This window comes from Herbaspirillum sp. 1130, assembly GCF_017833835.1.
Classification (GTDB): Bacteria; Pseudomonadota; Gammaproteobacteria; order Burkholderiales; family Burkholderiaceae_D; genus Herbaspirillum; species Herbaspirillum huttiense.
In genome coordinates, this window is the sequence record NZ_JAFICQ010000006.1 from 60,978 (window position 1) to 77,447 (window position 16,470).

Consider the following 16,470-nt stretch of genomic DNA (forward strand, 5'->3'; position numbering starts at 1 on the left):
CTGCCGCCCGGTGGACGGCTGTGTTGCCCGCCGCTGGCGGGCTTGCGCCCGGCGCAGCGGGCCTGGAACAGCGATTTTACCGTTCTTTGGCCCGCCACCGGGGAAAAATCCCGTGGCCGGGGCCTTCCGGCTCAATACGGGCGCGGCCCGGCGACGATGCGCGGGGTCAGGAAGATCAGCAGCTCGGTCTTGTCCCGCACCTTGCTCTGGCTGCGAAACAGCGCCCCCAGTACCGGGAGGTCGCCCAGCAGCGGTACCCGCGTCTCGTGGTCGTTGTCGGTCTGGGTGTAGATGCCGCCGATGACCACCGTGCCGCCATCCTCGACCTGGACCTTGGTCTTGATGTGCTTGGTGTTGATGGCCAGCCCGCCCGGCGTGACGCTGCCCCGGCTGTCCTTGTTGACGTCCACGTCGAGGATCACGTTGCCGTCCGGGGTGATCTGGGGCGTGACCTCCAGCTTGAGGTTGGCCTTCTTGAAGGCGGTAGCGGTGCTGCCATTGCCGGCAGATTGCTGGTAGGGAATTTCTTCGCCCTGCTCGATCAGCGCTGCCTGCTGGTCGGCCGTGATCAGGCGCGGGCTGGAGACGATCTTGCCGCGCCCGTCGGCTTCCAGTGCCGAGAGTTCGACGTTGAGGAAGCGCCGGGCAGCGGCATTGAAGAGGGTGAAGGCGAAGCTGCCCGGGGCTGCGCCGCTGAGACCGTCGGCGCGCAGGTTCAGGGCCGGTTCGCGCAGGGTGAGATCGGGTGTGGCCGGCGTCTGGCCACTCTGTTCAGCGATGGCCGCATAGCCGTTGCCGACGGCGGCACCGCGTGTGGTGGCGGCCAGTCCCAGCTTGATGCCGAGATTGCGCGAAAAGCTGTCGTCGGCCTCGACGATGCGGGCTTCGATGAGCACCTGGCGCGAGGCCACGTCGATGCGCTCGATCAGCTTGCGTACATTGGCCAGCACGGCCAGCGTGTCGGTGACCAGCAACTGGTTGGTGTGGCTGTCGATCATGGCGCTGCCCCGGCGCGACAGCAGGGCATTGCGGCGATTGGCCTGGGTGCTGCCGTCTTCGCCGATGCCCAGCGCCTTGCGCAGGGTGTCGGCGCGCTGGTAATTGAGCTGGAAGCTCTCGGCGTGCAAGGGTTCGAGGTCGGCGATCATGGCTTTCTGCTCCAGCTCCAGTCGCTCGCGCGCCAGCATCTCGTCGCGCGGCGCGATCCACAGCACTTCGCCATGGCGGCGCATTTCCAGCCCCCGGGCCTGCAGGATCAGGTCCAGCACCTGCTCCCAGGGCAGGTCCTTCAGGCGCAGGCTCAGCTGGCCCGTGACCGTATCGCTGGCCACGATGTTGACGCCGCTGTGCTCGGCCAGCACTTGCAGGGCGGTACGCACCTCGATGTTCTGGAAGTTCAGCGACAGCCGGGGGCCGCCGTAGGTCTTGCCTTCCTGCAAGCCGGCCGCCGCAATCCCGGGCAGAGCCGATTTGACCGGCAGGACATCGATCATCAGCCGGCGTTTGCTCTGATAGGCCTGGTAGCGCCACTGGCCCTGCATCTCCAGGACCAGACGCGCGCCGTCCTGATGGCCGTAAGCACGGTATTGCAGGACCGGCGTGCCCATCTGTCCGGTCTCGACCAGCCGCCGCAGGGCCAGCGGGACGGTCGCACCGGCGATGTCGGCGATCAGGCGTCCGCCCAGCTGGCGTACCTGCACGGTATGTGCGTGGCTGCCCATGTCCACTGCCAGGTGCGCCTCGCCCTGTGGGCCGCGGCGCAAGTCGATCGCTTGCAGCGCAACGGGATCGGAGGGCGGCTGCAGCGTCAGGTCCACCAGCAGGCGCACTTCTTCGGTGCGCAGTTGATAGATGGCGGCGTGCTTGAGCATCACCTGCAGGCGCAGGCGTTCATCATCCTCGGCCAGCTGGATGCGCTTGACCAGGCCGCTGCCGCTCAGGGACCGTGCGAGCGTTGCCGCCGCCGTGCTCCGGGGCAGGTCGAGGACCAGTTGCGGTGGCTCGATCAACAGGAAGTTCTGGACCAGTGCAGGGTCCACCGGAGCCTGCAACTGCAGTTCCAGGGTCGTACCGTCTGCACGGGGATGGAGGTGGATGGCCAGCAGGCGGTTTTCCGCCAAGGCAACGTGGTTCGCCAGCAGGGCCAGCAGGAACAGGATCATTTTCATGGCGACATTCCGGGACGGATCAGGCGGCGACGTGTGTGGCGCTGGGAAGTTCGCGCCGGGACCTTGCGCGCAGGGGCGAGGGGCATCGGGCCGGCAGCGGGGAGGGCGGCCATGGCAATGGTCTGTCGAGCAGCGTCGTCCTGGCCGATGTCGAGGGCGTCTTCGCGTACCGCCAGGACACGTCCGAGGCCGCCAGGCAGCGTATCCCCGGTTTGCAACTGCCTGGTGCTGCCCTCCAGTTCAGCGATGGCGATCCACTCCTGATCACGGCGCAGCGTACCCAGCAGGCGCAGGACGGGCGTCGGAAGCGGAGCAGTTGGGGCTGCGGGTTGGACCGGATTGTTTTCTTCATCCTCCTCATCTTGCGCGCGAACCCGTGAGGCGGCCGGTCGCGTCGGACTGGCGGGCGCAAGCGCGCCGAGCTGGAAGGGATCGGGCAACTCGCTGTCCTCGCCGGGGAGGCTGTCTTCCGTCGCCGCGTCGGAGAGGGCGGCAGCAGGAAGGGGCAGGGTGGAAGAGGGCCGGACCTGCGTGATCCACATCCGCGTGGCGTGGACTTCATCGGGATGGTCGAGCGCCATCATTGCGCCCATCACCAGCCCCGCCAGCAAGACCGGCAGCGCTGCCAGCCAGAGCGGGCTCATGGCGCGCTCTCCTTCGTCCCGGTGCCGGACAGGCTCGCCGTCACCAGTGCGCTCACGGAGGCATTCATCTGCAACTCGCTTTGCCCGTCCTGTTCGACGACATTGACATCGAGCCGCTCGACCATCACCGGCAAGGGCAGGCTGCTGACCAGTTCCACAAAGCGCAGCAGGCCGGCATGGCTGCCGCGCAGCACGATGGCCGCGGCCAGCTTGCCGCTCAATGGCTTGAAGGAGGACAGCGTCAGCCCGCATTCACTGGCGCGGCGGGCCAGCTTGGCTTGCAGCAGCTCCGGCTGCAGCTGATCGGTCGGCCACAACTGGCTCTGCTGCGCGGTCAGTTGTACCGCCAGCGCCCGTTCACGTGATTGCAGGGCAGGCAGTTGCGCCTGCTGGGTCAATGCCGCCTGGTATTGCACGCGCAGATCCTGCTGTCGCTGGCGCGCGGACCGCCGTGCCTCATCCAGTTCGCTCACGGCCAGCAGCAGGCCACTGCCTGCACACGCCAGCAGGGCCAGCAAACACAAGGCCAGCCGGGGCAGCAACGGCCAGTGCGCGGGATGGGTCTGCCAGCGCGACTGGTTCACGGTGCGGCCACCTTGGCTGCGGTTGCGGGGGCGGGCGCGGGGGACGTGCCCGTCTGCAAGGCCGGCAGGGGGATGGCCAGGATGAAGGCATAGGCACCGTCTTCGACGTGCAGGTCATGCAGGGTGGCCCCCTCCAGGCCGGCAGCACCCAGCGCGGCGGTAAAGTCGCGGACTTCCTGCGCGCTGGCCGCCTGGCCGCGCAATTCGCCGCGATCGCCTTGCAGCAACAGGCGGTGCAGGCGGATCTTGCCCGCGCTTGCCTGCGCCGCTCGGGCGGCAGCCCGCAGCAATTGCGCCGACTGCTGGCGGCGTTTGCCGAGCTGCTGGTGTGCCGTGATCTGCTTTTCCAGCGCGGCGATCTGGCTGCGCAACTCGGCCGTTTGCCTGGCCTGGGGGGCCAGGGTATGCAACTCGCCGGTCAACAGCACATTGGCTTTTTCCAGTGAGGCCGTGTGCAAGGAAACGCGCCAGCCGGGGAAGGCCGCCAGCGCGATGCCCAGCAGCAGGAAGAAGACCAGCACCCGATAGAAATTCCGTTCCCGCGTGCGCCGCCGCTGTGCCGGTGACTGAGAGAAATCCATGTCGCATCTCATGCCAGTCCCTCCCAGGCCAGGGCCAGTGCCAGCTGGTAGTCCGGCGGCATCAGCGCCGCGATCTGCGGCGTCAGCACCAGCGAGGAGGGAGGCGCGGCCACCCGGGCCTCCAGCCCCGCGTACTTGACGAAGGCGCGGGCAATCGTGCCGAGAGCCGGATGGTCGCCACTCAGGAGCAGGCGACGCGGCAGGGGTTTCAGCAAGGGCGCGGCATGCGCCAGCAGGGCCAGGTGCCCGCCGCGGGCGCTGACCTCCGGCAAGGCGTGGCTGGGACCCTCGCCGTGCAGCAGCCAGCGGGCGCTGCGATCCAGGCGCAGCACGGCGGTCTCGCCGGGAAGCCGGTCGTCGCGCAGCCAGGCGGCCAGGCACAGGTCTTCCGGTGCCAGGGTGACCAGCGGCCGGCCCACCGCTGCAGCCAGCGACAGGCGGTCTTCGATGATGAGCCGGGAGGCGGCCACCGCCAGTACCTGCTGGTCCGAGGGCGAGCCCGGCGGCGGACCCAGTTCACGGTAGTCCATGGCGTGATCGTCAGCGCCGATGCCGTGGGCCGCGAGTTCGGATTGCACTTGCCGCCAGCGTTGTACCGGGTGGCTGTCAGCCGGCAGCACGAGTCGGCGTCCGGTGAGGCCTTGCACCGGGACCGCCAGCGCCAGGGTGGCGCCCTGGCAGCCGGCCTCGTCCAGCAGGGAGCGGCAGATCAGGGTCAAGGCCTCGAAGTCGGTGATCTGTCCGTCCCGGCAGATCACTCCGCCGGTGAGCCGCTGCGTCAGCTTCAATAACTGCGCGCGGCGACCGCTACGGCGCAGCAGCGCCAGCCGCACACGGTCGGTCGCGATGTCGAGGCCTGCGCACAGGCGCGGGGTGCCGAGGCCGAAAAAGAGGGGTAAGCCTGTCATATGCCGTTCTCATGCGGAGGGAAACCCCGGATTCTCCGGTCTGCGCGGCCAGGCGGGAATCGCTGAAACTTGAGGAATGCCCGTCAATTTGCAGCAATTTGCGCCCAATGCCGCACTTCCCCGCTCTCACTCCGGAACCGGCCTCCTGCCCTTTGGTCTATTTGCAACACCCGGCCGCGCGGCGGCTCAGGGCGAGCCGCTATAATGCGGGCTTGTTTCTTCCACTCCGGCTCTGGCCTGCAGCTTCGGCCTGCTTTAACGCTTAATTCGAATGTCTTCATCTTCCAACGGCGGCGATCAACCCAAACCGGCATCGGCGGATGCCCCCGCAGAAAAAGCGCCCCGCAAGCGCATGCACTGGTCGCTGCGCATCCTTCTGGGTTTGTTCGGTACCGTGCTGGGCCTGGTGGTGATGGTGCTGTTGGGCGTGACCTTCATCGTCGCCCTGACCTATCCCAAGCTGCCCGACCTCGATACGCTGACCGACTATCGCCCCAAGATCCCGCTGCGCATCTTCTCCGCCGATGGCGTGCTGATCGGCGAATTCGGCGAGGAGCGCCGCAACCTGGTCCACTTCAAGGACATCCCGGACATCATGAAGAAGGCCGTGCTGGCCATCGAGGATGACCGTTTCTACGAACACGGCGGTGTCGACTACCAAGGTATCGCCCGCGCTACCTTCTCCAACCTGTCCGGCGGCGGCGGCGGTGCTTCCACCATCACGCAGCAGGTGGCGCGCAACTTCTTCCTGACCAGCAACGAGCCGACCTTCCTGCAGAAGGCCACGCGCAAGTTCTTCTACGAGATCCCGCTGGCCTGGAAGATCGAGAACAACCTCACCAAGGACCAGATCCTTGAGGTCTACATGAACCAGATCTATCTGGGCCAGCGCGCCTATGGCTTCGCCTCGGCCGCCCAGATCTATTTTGGCAAGCAACTGAAGGACCTCACCATCGCCGAAGCAGCCATGCTGGCCGGCCTGCCCAAGGCCCCCTCGGCCTACAACCCGGTGGTCAATCCCAAGCGCGCGCATGCGCGCCAGCAGTACATTCTCTTGCGCATGCGCCAGCTGGGCTACATCACCGATGCCCAATATCAGGAAGCCAAGGATGAGGAGCTGCGCGTCAAGGGCGACAGCTCGGCCTTCGGCATGCATGCCGAATACGTGGCCGAAATGGCGCGCCAGCTGGTCTATGCGCAATACAAGGACGAGACCTACACGCGCGGCCTGAACGTCTTCACCACCATCACCAAGGCTGACCAGGACGCCGCCTACATCGCCCTGCGCCGCGGCATCATCGACTATGAGCGCCGCCATGGCTATCGCGGTCCGGAAGGCTACATGGAGCTGCCGGAGAAGGCCACCAAGGAAGTGGTGGAAGATGCGGTTGAAGTGGAACTGGCCGACCATCCCGACAGTGACGACATGGTCGCCGCCGTGGTGCTGGAGGCCAAGCCCAAGGAAATCACCGCCATGCTCTCGACCGGCGAAGAGATCAGCATCTCCGGTGCCGGCCTGGGCTTCGGTGCCAACCTGCTGTCGGACAAGGCACCGCCGCAGAAAAAGATCCGCCGTGGCGCCATCATCCGCGTGTTCCAGGATGGCAACAGCTGGATCATCACCCAGATGCCGGAAGTGGAATCGGCCTTCGTCTCGGTGAACTCGCGCGATGGTGCGATCCGCTCGCTGGTCGGCGGCTTCGACTTCAACCGCAACAAGTTCAACCACGTCACGCAGGCGTGGCGCCAGCCGGGTTCGTCGTTCAAGCCCTTCATCTATTCGTCGTCGCTGGAAAAGGGCCTGTCGCCGGCCACCATCATCAATGATGCGCCGCTGACCTTCACCCAGACCGGCGGCCAGGTGTGGCAGCCGAAGAACTACGGTGGCAAGTTCGAAGGCCCGATCTCGATGCGCCGCGCCTTGCAGAAGTCGATCAACCTGGTGTCCATCCGCATCCTGGAGCGCGTCGGCGTGAAGTATGCGCAGGAATACATCACCCGCTTCGGTTTCGATGCCGACAAGAACCCGCCCTACCTGACCCTGGCGCTGGGCGCGGGCAACGTCACGCCGCTGCAGATGGTGGGCGCGTATTCGGTGTTTGCCAACGGCGGCTACAAGATCAATCCCTACCTGATCACCAAGGTCACCGACAGCAACGGCGAAGTCCTCTCGCAGGCCAAGCCGGCTACTGCCGAGGATGAATCCAATCGCGTCATCGATGCACGCAATGCCTTCATCATGGACAGCATGCTGCGCGACGTGGTGCGCCATGGCACCGCCGTCAAGGCCTTGTCGCTGAAGCGTACCGACCTGGCCGGCAAGACCGGTACCACCAACGATTCCATGGATGCCTGGTTCGCCGGCTATCAACCGGGCCTGACCGCGATTGCGTGGATTGGCTATGACCAGCCCAAGAGCCTGGGCGACCGCGAAACCGGTGGCGGCCTGGCCCTGCCGGTGTGGATCAGCTACATGTCCAAGGCGCTCAAGGATGTGCCCAACGTGGATCGCAAGGTGCCGGATGGCGTGATCGAAGCGGGCGGCGAGTACTACTATGCCGAGTTCCCGCCCAGCGCCATGGTGCGTGACCTGGGCATGGGCGATCGCGGTGGACTGACGCCGGAAGAAGAAAAAGCCAAGACGCAGATGAAGAACGAGCTGTTCTGATTTCTGATTTCTGATTTCTGATTTCTGATTTTCGATGAACGGATCAAAAAATATAAACGATTTATATCATTTAAATTTTTTCCGTTGATCGCTGCTTCAAACGAAAACCGTCTGTTGCAAGACAGGCGGTTTTTTCATGGCCATCGGTATGCGGCAGGCCAGCTTACTCCTTGCCCGACACCACATGACTGATGCTGCGCATGGCCAGCATGGTCAGCACTTCATCCTGCTCCGTGCCGTAGTCGCTGAGTTTGACGATGACCGTGCGCGTGGCCGGGTTGACGTAGATGTACTGGCCGAACACGCCGATAGCCGAGAAGTCGCGGTCATTGGCATTGCCCGGCGGGATCCACCAGCCATCGCGATAATCCAGCGCATTGCCGTTGTTGACCGGCTGGCGTGGCTCGGCGGCCCAGGCCGGGCTGACGATCTGTTGCTCGCCGATGCGGCCGCCATGCAGATAGAGCAAACCGAGGCGGGAGAAGTCGCGCGCCGTGGTATTGAGGCAGCAGAAGGCCTTCTCCACGCCATGCTGGCGGCTGTCCACGCTCCAGCTGGCATCCTGCTCCATGCCCAGCGGCTCCCACAGCGCCTGCTGGGCGAAGTCGGAGAGGCGCATGCCGGTGGCGCGCGCCAGCACCCGCGACAGGATCAGCGTATCGACGCTGCGATATTCGAAGCGAGAACCCGGTGCAAAGCGCAAACCACTGCGGCGGGCGATGAAACGCTGCAGGTCGGTGCTGACGAACATGCGCACCACCGGCGAGGCGAGCGAACCGCCGTAGTTTTCATCGACATCGATGCCGGAGCGCATGTCCAGCAACTGGCCGATGGTGATGTTGGCGTAAGCCGAGGAAATCTCATCGGGTTTCAGATAGCGGCCAATGGGATCATTGAGCGATCGGATCTTGCCCTGTTTCAGCGCCACACCGGTCAGCGCCGAGACGAAGGACTTGGCCACCGAGAAGGAAGTGAAGCGCGAATTGGCATCGTAGCCATCGATGTAGCGCTCATAGACCACGCTGCCATCCTGGATCACCACAAAGGCGTGCGCCGCCGTGCCCTTGATGAAATCGATCAGCGGCAGGCGCTTGCCGTCTTTCCAGGGCACATCAATGTTGAGCGGGCGCAGCGCGGTGGGCAGCGGCTGTGGATGCGAGGATCGTGCAATCGGGTTGTCCTCGAATACCTTGAAGCTCTGACTGCGCGGGGTCAGGTCGAATTGCAGGTCGACCAGCGCGGGCAGGCTGGGCAGGTCGGCGATGCGGCGGCCGATCTCGGCGCTGGCCAGCAGCACCAGCAAGGCGGCGGCGCTGCGGGCGAGCAGAAGGGTGGTGCGGGCTTGGGGCATGAGGCTCGCTCTTGGAATGGTGAGCCTATTGTGCCCGATTACCCGGCGCTTTTGCGTACCGCGTACTGTTGATAGCCACGGGCGCGCAGTTCGCAGGCCGGGCACTTGCCGCAGCCATGGCCCCAGTCATGCAGCTGGCCGCGTTCGCCCAGGTAGCAGGTGTGGGTGTCGGCGCGGATCAGGTCCACCAGCGCGGTGCCGCCCAGCGATTCGGCCAGGGACCAGGTCTCGGCCTTGTCGATCCACATCAGCGGGGTTTCCACCTTCAGTTGCGTGGCCATGCCCAGGTTGAGCGCCACTTGCAGCGCCTTCATGGTGTCGTCGCGGCAATCGGGATAACCGGAAAAATCGGTCTCGCACATGCCGCCGACCAGCACGTTCAAGCCACGGCGATAAGCCAGCGTGGCGGCCACGGTCATGAACAGCAGGTTGCGGCCGGGCACGAAGGTATTGGGCAGGCCGTTGTCCTGCATGGCGATGGCGACATCGCGTGTCAAGGCCGTGTCGGAAATCTTGCCGATCAGCGACAGGTCGATCATGTGATCCTCGCCCAGGCGTGCTTGCCATGCGGGCGAGAAGGCTTTCATCTTTTCCAGCAGGGCCGGACGCACTTCCAGTTCGATGGCATGGCGCTGGCCGTAGTCGAAGCCGATGGTCTCCACCCGTTGATAGCGGGACAGCGCCCAGGCCAGGCAAGTGGTGGAATCCTGTCCGCCGGAGAAGAGCACCAGGGCGCTCTGGGTGCTGAGGGTCGGGGCGATGGCGGGAGTGGCGGGATTGGCGGACATGGTCGGGCTCAACAAGTAATCGGAATCGGGGGAATCAGGCGCGTGATGGGGGCGAAAAACGCACGCGGGGCCAGGCGGCATCGCTGCCGGCCTGGCCCCGCGCCTGCAATAGCGGCAAGCTTAGTTGGTTTTCTTGACCGAATCCAGCACCTGCTCGATATAGTCGCCATTGGGATCGGTGAACTTCAGGCGCACCGGATACCACTCCATCTTCGGTGCCAGCCAGATGTCGAGTTTCTGGGCCTGGTCGTCCGGGGGCGGATTGCGGAACAGGTGCAGCGCTTCGGTCTCGCCCTGGGCGGTCTTGATCTTTTCGCGGCCCACCACCTTGAAGGTCCACTGCTCGGCATCACGCGGACCGGCCACGAAGAAATTCCACTCCGAACCCGGCTTCATCTTGGCGGCATTGGCGCGGGCAATCGCCACGAACTGCCAGGTGATGCCGGTGCGGTCCTGCTCGCCCCCCTGCAGCGGGAAGCTCTCGGCCGATTCGGTGAAGGTGATCTTGTTCTGTTCGCGATTGAAGGTGGTGGTGGTCGGTTCGCGGCGCAGGCGCTTTTCGACAAAACGCGACGGAGCCAGGCCGTAGGCGTCGATGCCGCCCTCACTGCTGGTTTCCAGGATCTTGCCCAGCAGCATGGCGCGGGTTTCGGTGTTGACGCTGTAGGCGGTCTTGCTCTGCGTCCACTTGACCAGGCCTTCCCCCTTCAGATCGAGGCCGCTTTGCTTGGCGGTGATGGCGTAATGCAGCTCGGCCGAAGGCGGCAGGTTGAAGGGGCGCTTGTCCACCGGATGCGGACCGTCGGCGGCCAGGGCGGGCGCGCTGGCGATCAGGGCGGCCAGCGGCAGCGCAGCGAGGGTGGTTTTGAGGCGATATGAAAGAAATGTCATGGCGAGCTCTTCGTGTTGGTCTCTGTGGGGCTCGGCGATGAGGCAATGCCGAGCCATATGAAGGAATACGACCAAAATGCCGGGGGGCGGTTCTGCCTTCCGGGCGCGTAATTGTGCGCAATTGTTTCCGATTTTGACAGGGCTTGCAGGATCTGGTCTTACTGGTCCACCGGTTTGAGGCCCGACAGGTCCAGTTGGGTGTAGTCGCCATTGGGCCGCAGGTCGGTATAGCGCACCCGCACCGGATACCACTCATGCTGCGGGGCCAGCCAGATATCGACGCGGTCGTCATAGGAGCCGGGCTTGGGCTGGCGCACCACGTGCCAGGTCTGGACCGTGCCGACGGGCAGCGTCAGGCTTTCCTGGCCCAACACCTGCACGCGCCAGATTTCGCCATCGCGCACGCCGGCCACGAACAGGTCGATCACTGCGCCCGGCTGGAGCTGGCCCGGATCGCCCCGGCCGATGGCGGCCAGTTGCCAGATCAGGCTGGCGCGGTCCTGCTCGCCGCCCCGGCGCGGGTAGCTGGTGGTGGAGGCGGAAAAGCTGACGACGTTGCGTTCGCGGTTGAAGTGGGTGTTGGTGGCCGACTTGAAGCCCTTCTGTTCCGTATAGAGCTCGGGCGAGACGCCCCAGGCATCAAGCTCGCCCACGCTGGTGAAATTGAGAAGCGTGAAGAACAGCGCCTTGGCCTTGCCTTCCACCTTGTAGTGATCGCCCTCGTTGTGCCAGGCGATGCTGCCGCGGCCGTAGGCCGGCTGCTGGTCCTTGGTGCCGGTGACGTCGTATTCCAGCAGCACGCTGGGCGGGGCGCTGGTCTGGTATTGCTTGCCGGTGGCGGCCTCGGGCGCATCGCCGCTGCCGGTTGCGGTGCTGGCGGTGCCGCTGCCCGGCCCGCTGCCTGGCGAGGCCGGGCCCGCAGTTTCCGCAGGGGAGGGCGCTGCGGCCGTTTGCGTCGCTTCCGGGGCAGGCGTGGTGATGCGTTCCACGGTCTCGCGGATAGGCTCGTCTGGCGGTTCGACGGAGGGCTCGGGTGCGCGCCGTGGCTGTGGAGCCGGGCGACTGGCGGGAGTGGACGGTTTGGCCGTCTTCGGTGGTACCGGCTTGGGTGTCGGCAGTGCCACCGGCTGCTCCGGCGGCGGCACCGGGCGCAGTTCCACCGTGATGGCCTGTTCCTGCGTCCGGCCCGGCATCACGATCTGGCGCCGGCCCCAGTCCACCAGCGCGGCGTGCAGTGCCAGGCTCGATGCAATCAGGATCAACAGGCGCGGCCAGCGCCGGGTGGGACGGGAAACTTCGATCATGCCCGCCAGTGTATCGGATCATGCAATCAGCGTCGTGGGGGCGCAGGGCAAAGGAGGGCCATTTCAAACAACGTACAATGCGGGTTTTGCCGCCGTCTCTTGCAGAATCGATGAACCTGTCCCTGTCTTCCCGCCCGCCCCTGCGCATGTTCCCGGCCGCCCTGCTGGCGCTGGCCGCCTTGTCCACCCCGGTTTCCAGCGTTGCCGCACCCTTGCCGCCGGTGCGCATCGGCATGATCGATGGCCTCTCCGGTCCTTTCGCCAATGCCGGTGAAGCGGTGGTGCGCAACATCAGCTACGCCATCGAGCGCGTCAATGCGCGCGGCGGCGTGAATCTGCCCGATGGCAAGCACCTGCTGCAGTTCTCCACCTTCGACAACAAGCTGGGCGTGGAAGACTCGCTGGTGCAGTTCCGCCAGTTGACGGACGAGCGCATTCCCTTCCTGATCGAAGGCAACAGCTCGGCCGTGGCTGCGGCCTTGATCGATGCGGTCAACAAGCACAACCAGCGCGAGCCCGACCGGCGCGTGCTGTTCCTGAATTATTCGGCGGTCGATCCCACGCTGACCAACGAGAAATGCAGCTTCTGGCATTTCCGTTTCGATGCCAGTGCCGACATGCGTATGCAGGCCCTGACCGAAGCCATCAAGGCTGATCCGGCGACCAAGAAGGTCTACCTGATCGGCCAGGACTACAGCTTCGGCCGCCAGGTCGCCAAGGCCGCGCGCGAGCAGATCACGGCCAAGCGGCCCGATATCGCCATCGTCGGCGACGAGCTGCATCCCATCGGCAAGATCAAGGATTTCGCGCCCTACATCGCCAAGATGCGCAGCGCCGGGGCCGACGCCGTCATCACCGGCAACTGGGGCAATGACCTGACGCTGCTGGTGAAGGCCGCACGCGATGCCGGCTTCAAGGCCAAGTTCTACACCTTCTATGCCAACAGCCTGGGCGCGCCGGCGGCCATTGGGGACGCGGGTGTGGGCGTGGTGCGCGCGGTGGCGGAATGGCATCCCAATGCGGGCGGCAATCCGGGCTCGCCCAGTGACGCCTACTACCAGGAATTCCGCAAGCGCTACCCGCAGCCCAAGGATGATTACCTCTACCTGCGCATGCAGGTGATGATCGACATGCTGGTCAAGGCCATCGAGAAAGCCAGGAGCACCGATCCCAAGGCGGTTGCATATGCATTGGAAGGCGCGCATTATCAGAGCGCCTTCCACGAGGCCACCTTGCGGGCCGAGGATCACCAGCTGATCCAGCCGCTCTACCTGATGCAGATGCAGCGCGCCGACAGCGGCGGCATCCGCTTCGACAATGAGGGCAGCGGCTTCGGATTCCGTACCGAGCGCTTCATCCCGGCCGAGCAGACCGCACTGCCGAGCACCTGCCGGATGCAGCGCCCGCCACGCTGAGCACGACACCACAACAAGAGGAGCGATCAATGTTGAACCATGAGCAGATGCCGGGCGCAGGCTCGGTAGCCGATACCATCGATTTCATGAAGAAGATGTGGAGCAGCATGGGCGCCCCCGCCATGGCCACGCCTTCGCTGTCGGTGGAGGACATCAACAAGAAGATCAGCGACCTGAAGACCGTGGCCTCCTGGCTGGAGCTGAACCTGAACATGCTCAAGGCCACCATCCAGACCCTGGAAGTGCAGAGCGCCACGCTCTCCACCCTGCAGGCCATGAGCGAGATCATGGCGTCGCGCGGCACGCCCCAGGCCGAGGCCCCGGCGGAGGAAGAGGGCAGCGCGGCCCCGGCTTTCCCCTTCGGTTTCCCGATGTGGCCGGGAGCAGGCGCCCAGCCCGAAGAAACGCCTGAAGAAGAGGAAGAGCCTGCTTCCGTGCCTGAAGTTGCAGAGGAGCAAGCCGCCGCGCCGCGGGCCGATGCCGGGCCCGCTGCAGAAGCCGAGGGTAGCGTCCCGCCGGCCCCGGACTTCCAGTCCGCCATCGCCAATCCCAATGCCTGGTGGAATGTGTTGCAGGAGCAATTCAAGCACGCCGTCGGCAACGCCCTGGCCGGTGGCCTGGCTGAGCAGGAGCCGCTGTTGAAGCCCGCCAAGCCGCCCAAGCCCGAGAAGGCCCCCAAGCGTAGCGAAAATAAGACAGTTGCCCCCAAGCCCAAGGCAGGCGCCAAAGCCAAGCCCGCTGGCGCTCCCAAGCCGGCCAAGGGAGCCAAGACGGCCCCGAAGAAGCCACCGGTCAAGAAAGCGCCCAAGCGTGCGGAAAATACGAGCGCGCCCGCCCGGACGGCTGTTGTACAATCCCGGCAAAACAAGAAGCCAGCCTCCCGCAAGCCAAATTCCCCCTGATCCTCGCCATGGCAGAGCCTGGCCCCGGGCGCAGCCGCGCCGGGCCTCTGTCATATTGCTGAAACCTGACCGTTTTAGTATGGATCGGGAAAATCTTGTTAAAATCAAACACTTAACGCATATAGGCACATACTGAGATGCTGTACCCAGAATTGTTCAAATCGCTAGAGCAGGTCCGTTGGAATATGGATAAGGATATTCCCTGGGACAAGTTCGACGCTTCCTTGCTCACCGACGAACAGGCGCAGACCATCCGCATGAACGCCATCACGGAATGGTCGGCGCTGCCGGCTACCGAGATGTTCCTGCGCGACAATCGCGGGGACAGCGATTTCTCGGCATTCATGTCGGTATGGTTCTTCGAGGAACAGAAGCACTCGCTGGTGCTGATGGAATACCTGCGCCGCTTCCGCCCGGACCTGTGCCCGACCGAAGAAGAGCTGCACAACGTGCGCTTCGAGTTCGATCCCGCCCCGCCGCTGGAAACCCTGATGCTGCACTTCTGCGGCGAGATCCGCCTGAACCACTGGTATCGCTGTGCCGCCGACTGGCACACCGAGCCGGTCATCAAGCAGATCTACAAGATCATCAGCCAGGACGAAGCCCGCCACGGCGGCGCCTACCTGCGCTACATGAAGAAGGCTCTGAACGAAGTGGGCGACAAGGCCCGTGCCGCCTTCGCCAAGATCGGCGTGTTGATGGCCTCGGCGCGCCGCACTGAAAAGCCGCTGCACCCGACCAACCTGCACGTGAACCAGGCGCTGTTCCCCAACGACACCGTCCAGAGCCGCCTGCCGGATCCGGAATGGCTGGAACGCTGGCTGGACAACCAGATCAAGTTCGACGGCGAGTGGGAAAAGAAGGTCGTGGACCGCATCCTGCACAACATGTCGCTGCTGTTTGAACGTACCTTCAGCAACGTCCAGGAACTGAACCGCTACCGCAAGGAAGTGACCCAGCGCATCCTGCCGCCGGGTACGGCGGCCGCCTGACAGGGAAAAATCCTTCACAGGCAGCAAGGCAGTACAATCACGAAAGCCGCAACCCAGGTTGCGGCTTTTTTCATCCTGCAATCAGCAATCAATCACCCGCTCACCCGAACCGATCCCGATCAACATGGCCGACTTCGAATCCAAACTCTGCACCCGCGACGAACTCCAGCAGCGCGTAGCGCAATTGCCCAAGCCGGTGGTGATGACCAATGGCGTCTTCGACATCCTGCATCGCGGCCACGTGACCTACCTGGCGCAGGCCCGCGCCCAGGGTGCGTCGCTGGTGGTGGCAGCCAATACCGATGCCTCCGTCAAGCGCCTGGGCAAGGGCGATGACCGTCCGATCAACACCTGCGAAGACCGCATGGCGGTACTGGCGGCGCTGGAATCGGTGTCGCTGGTAGTCCCCTTCGATGAAGACACGGCGCTGGAAGCCGTGCAGCAGGCGCGTCCGGAGATCTACGTCAAGGGCGGCGACTACGACATGCACGCCATCCCCGAAGGCCAGGCCGTGGCGGCCTATGGCGGCCAGGTGCTGTCGATTGCCTTCGAGCATGACCGCTCCACCACCAAGCTGCTGGCCAAGGTGCGCAAGCTGGCTGGCTGATCGCGTCAGGCTGCAAACGACAAGGCCGGCAGGAGCATCGCTCGCTGCCGGCCTTGCCGTTTCAGGCTGCCCGGTGGGTCAGTGGTGCGTGTGGCCCTTCATGTCCTTCATGTCGTCCTTGCCCGCCGCTGCCGCATTGCGGTCCTCGACGTTGAAGGTCACGTCGACCTTGCCGGCCTTCTCGAAGGTCAGCGTGGCCGGCACCTTCTCACCCGCCTGCAGCGGCTTGGACAGGCCCATCAACATGATGTGGTAGCCATTGCCCGGCTGCATGGTGATCTTCTGGCCGGGTTTGACTTCCAGGCCGCCCTCGACTTCGCGCATCTTCATGACGTTGCCTTCCATGGCCATGGTGTGGATTTCACCCGACTTGGCCACCGGCGAGGACACGCCCACCAGGCGATCCGGTGCGCTGCCCTTGTTCTCGATGCTCACGTAGGCACCGGCGGCCGGCTGGCCGGGAACCGTCGCGCGGGCGTAGGGATGGCCGATTTCCAGCTGGCCCAGCTTGTATTCATGGGCCTGTGACAGCGGGGCGGCAGCCAGCAGGGCGGAGGTGATGGCCAAGGTGGCCAGCTTTTGGACGAAATGCTTCATATCAGTGATTCCTGGTTGTCTTGTTCATGTCTGGAATGCGGGCGCGCGGCCTGCATGGGTGGGCGCAAAG

Annotated in this window: 15 protein-coding genes; 5 read left to right on the top strand and 10 right to left on the bottom strand. The window is 64.8% G+C overall.

Features of this window, described 5'->3' with window-relative positions; translation table 11 throughout:
* Nucleotides 1-131: 131 nt before the first annotated feature.
* The 5 genes from pilQ to pilM are packed head-to-tail and all read right to left on the bottom strand — an operon-like array spanning nucleotide 132 to nucleotide 4,885.
* Nucleotides 132-2,168: a type IV pilus secretin PilQ gene (pilQ, locus tag JOD78_RS24485; RefSeq protein ID WP_209569354.1), complete on the bottom strand. Its 2,037-nt coding sequence runs from the start codon at nucleotides 2,166-2,168 to the stop codon at nucleotides 132-134.
* Nucleotides 2,165-2,812 (bottom strand): hypothetical protein, encoded by a 648-nt coding sequence (locus JOD78_RS24490; protein WP_121040528.1) that lies wholly within the window; start codon nucleotides 2,810-2,812, stop codon nucleotides 2,165-2,167. Before JOD78_RS24490 ends, pilQ begins: the two co-directional genes overlap by 4 nt.
* Nucleotides 2,809-3,396 (bottom strand): type 4a pilus biogenesis protein PilO, encoded by a 588-nt coding sequence (pilO, locus tag JOD78_RS24495; RefSeq protein ID WP_204727006.1) that lies wholly within the window; start codon nucleotides 3,394-3,396, stop codon nucleotides 2,809-2,811. The genes JOD78_RS24490 and pilO overlap by 4 nt, the downstream gene beginning before the upstream one ends.
* Nucleotides 3,393-3,977 carry a pilus assembly protein gene (locus JOD78_RS24500; RefSeq protein WP_245202283.1) on the bottom strand — a complete coding sequence of 195 codons (585 nt, stop codon included), beginning with the start codon at nucleotides 3,975-3,977 and terminating at the stop codon, nucleotides 3,393-3,395. The genes pilO and JOD78_RS24500 overlap by 4 nt, the downstream gene beginning before the upstream one ends.
* Nucleotides 3,978-3,985: 8 nt before the next feature.
* Complete coding sequence (gene pilM, locus JOD78_RS24505; RefSeq protein WP_134136950.1) at nucleotides 3,986-4,885, bottom strand: pilus assembly protein PilM; 900 nt, start codon at nucleotides 4,883-4,885, stop codon at nucleotides 3,986-3,988.
* A gap of 352 nt (nucleotides 4,886-5,237) precedes the next feature.
* Between pilM and JOD78_RS24510 the strand changes: the two genes are divergently transcribed.
* Nucleotides 5,238-7,553, top strand: a complete 2,316-nt coding sequence (locus JOD78_RS24510; RefSeq protein ID WP_121040522.1) for a penicillin-binding protein 1A — start codon at nucleotides 5,238-5,240, stop codon at nucleotides 7,551-7,553.
* A gap of 163 nt (nucleotides 7,554-7,716) precedes the next feature.
* On the opposite strand, the gene JOD78_RS24515 is transcribed toward JOD78_RS24510, so the two are convergent.
* From JOD78_RS24515 to JOD78_RS24530, 4 genes are all read right to left on the bottom strand, one after another.
* Nucleotides 7,717-8,904, bottom strand: a complete 1,188-nt coding sequence (locus JOD78_RS24515; RefSeq protein ID WP_209569352.1) for a serine hydrolase — start codon at nucleotides 8,902-8,904, stop codon at nucleotides 7,717-7,719.
* Between the two features lie 38 nt (nucleotides 8,905-8,942).
* Nucleotides 8,943-9,692 (bottom strand): 7-cyano-7-deazaguanine synthase QueC, encoded by a 750-nt coding sequence (queC, locus tag JOD78_RS24520; protein ID WP_121040518.1) that lies wholly within the window; start codon nucleotides 9,690-9,692, stop codon nucleotides 8,943-8,945.
* 120 nt (nucleotides 9,693-9,812) lie between these two features.
* Complete coding sequence (locus JOD78_RS24525; protein WP_121040516.1) at nucleotides 9,813-10,583, bottom strand: DUF3108 domain-containing protein; 771 nt, start codon at nucleotides 10,581-10,583, stop codon at nucleotides 9,813-9,815.
* Between the two features lie 158 nt (nucleotides 10,584-10,741).
* A complete protein-coding gene (locus JOD78_RS24530) occupies nucleotides 10,742-11,887 on the bottom strand; it encodes a DUF3108 domain-containing protein (protein WP_209569350.1) in 1,146 nt (381 codons plus the stop codon).
* A 110-nt stretch (nucleotides 11,888-11,997) separates the two neighbouring features.
* Here JOD78_RS24530 and JOD78_RS24535 point away from each other — a divergent pair, with 110 nt between their 5' ends.
* The 4 genes from JOD78_RS24535 to rfaE2 all read left to right on the top strand — a co-directional run bounded on the left by JOD78_RS24535 (nucleotide 11,998) and on the right by rfaE2 (nucleotide 15,803).
* Entirely contained in the window at nucleotides 11,998-13,302 is a 1,305-nt protein-coding gene (locus tag JOD78_RS24535) for a branched-chain amino acid ABC transporter substrate-binding protein (protein ID WP_209569348.1), read from the top strand.
* A 29-nt stretch (nucleotides 13,303-13,331) separates the two neighbouring features.
* Complete coding sequence (locus JOD78_RS24540; protein WP_209569346.1) at nucleotides 13,332-14,204, top strand: PhaM family polyhydroxyalkanoate granule multifunctional regulatory protein; 873 nt, start codon at nucleotides 13,332-13,334, stop codon at nucleotides 14,202-14,204.
* 137 nt (nucleotides 14,205-14,341) lie between these two features.
* Nucleotides 14,342-15,196: a ferritin gene (locus JOD78_RS24545; protein ID WP_034331293.1), complete on the top strand. Its 855-nt coding sequence runs from the start codon at nucleotides 14,342-14,344 to the stop codon at nucleotides 15,194-15,196.
* A 124-nt stretch (nucleotides 15,197-15,320) separates the two neighbouring features.
* Nucleotides 15,321-15,803: a D-glycero-beta-D-manno-heptose 1-phosphate adenylyltransferase gene (gene rfaE2 / locus JOD78_RS24550; RefSeq protein ID WP_034331294.1), complete on the top strand. Its 483-nt coding sequence runs from the start codon at nucleotides 15,321-15,323 to the stop codon at nucleotides 15,801-15,803.
* 78 nt (nucleotides 15,804-15,881) lie between these two features.
* On the opposite strand, the gene JOD78_RS24555 is transcribed toward rfaE2, so the two are convergent.
* A complete protein-coding gene (locus JOD78_RS24555) occupies nucleotides 15,882-16,400 on the bottom strand; it encodes a copper chaperone PCu(A)C (protein ID WP_121040508.1) in 519 nt (172 codons plus the stop codon).
* Nucleotides 16,401-16,470: the final 70 nt, after the last annotated feature.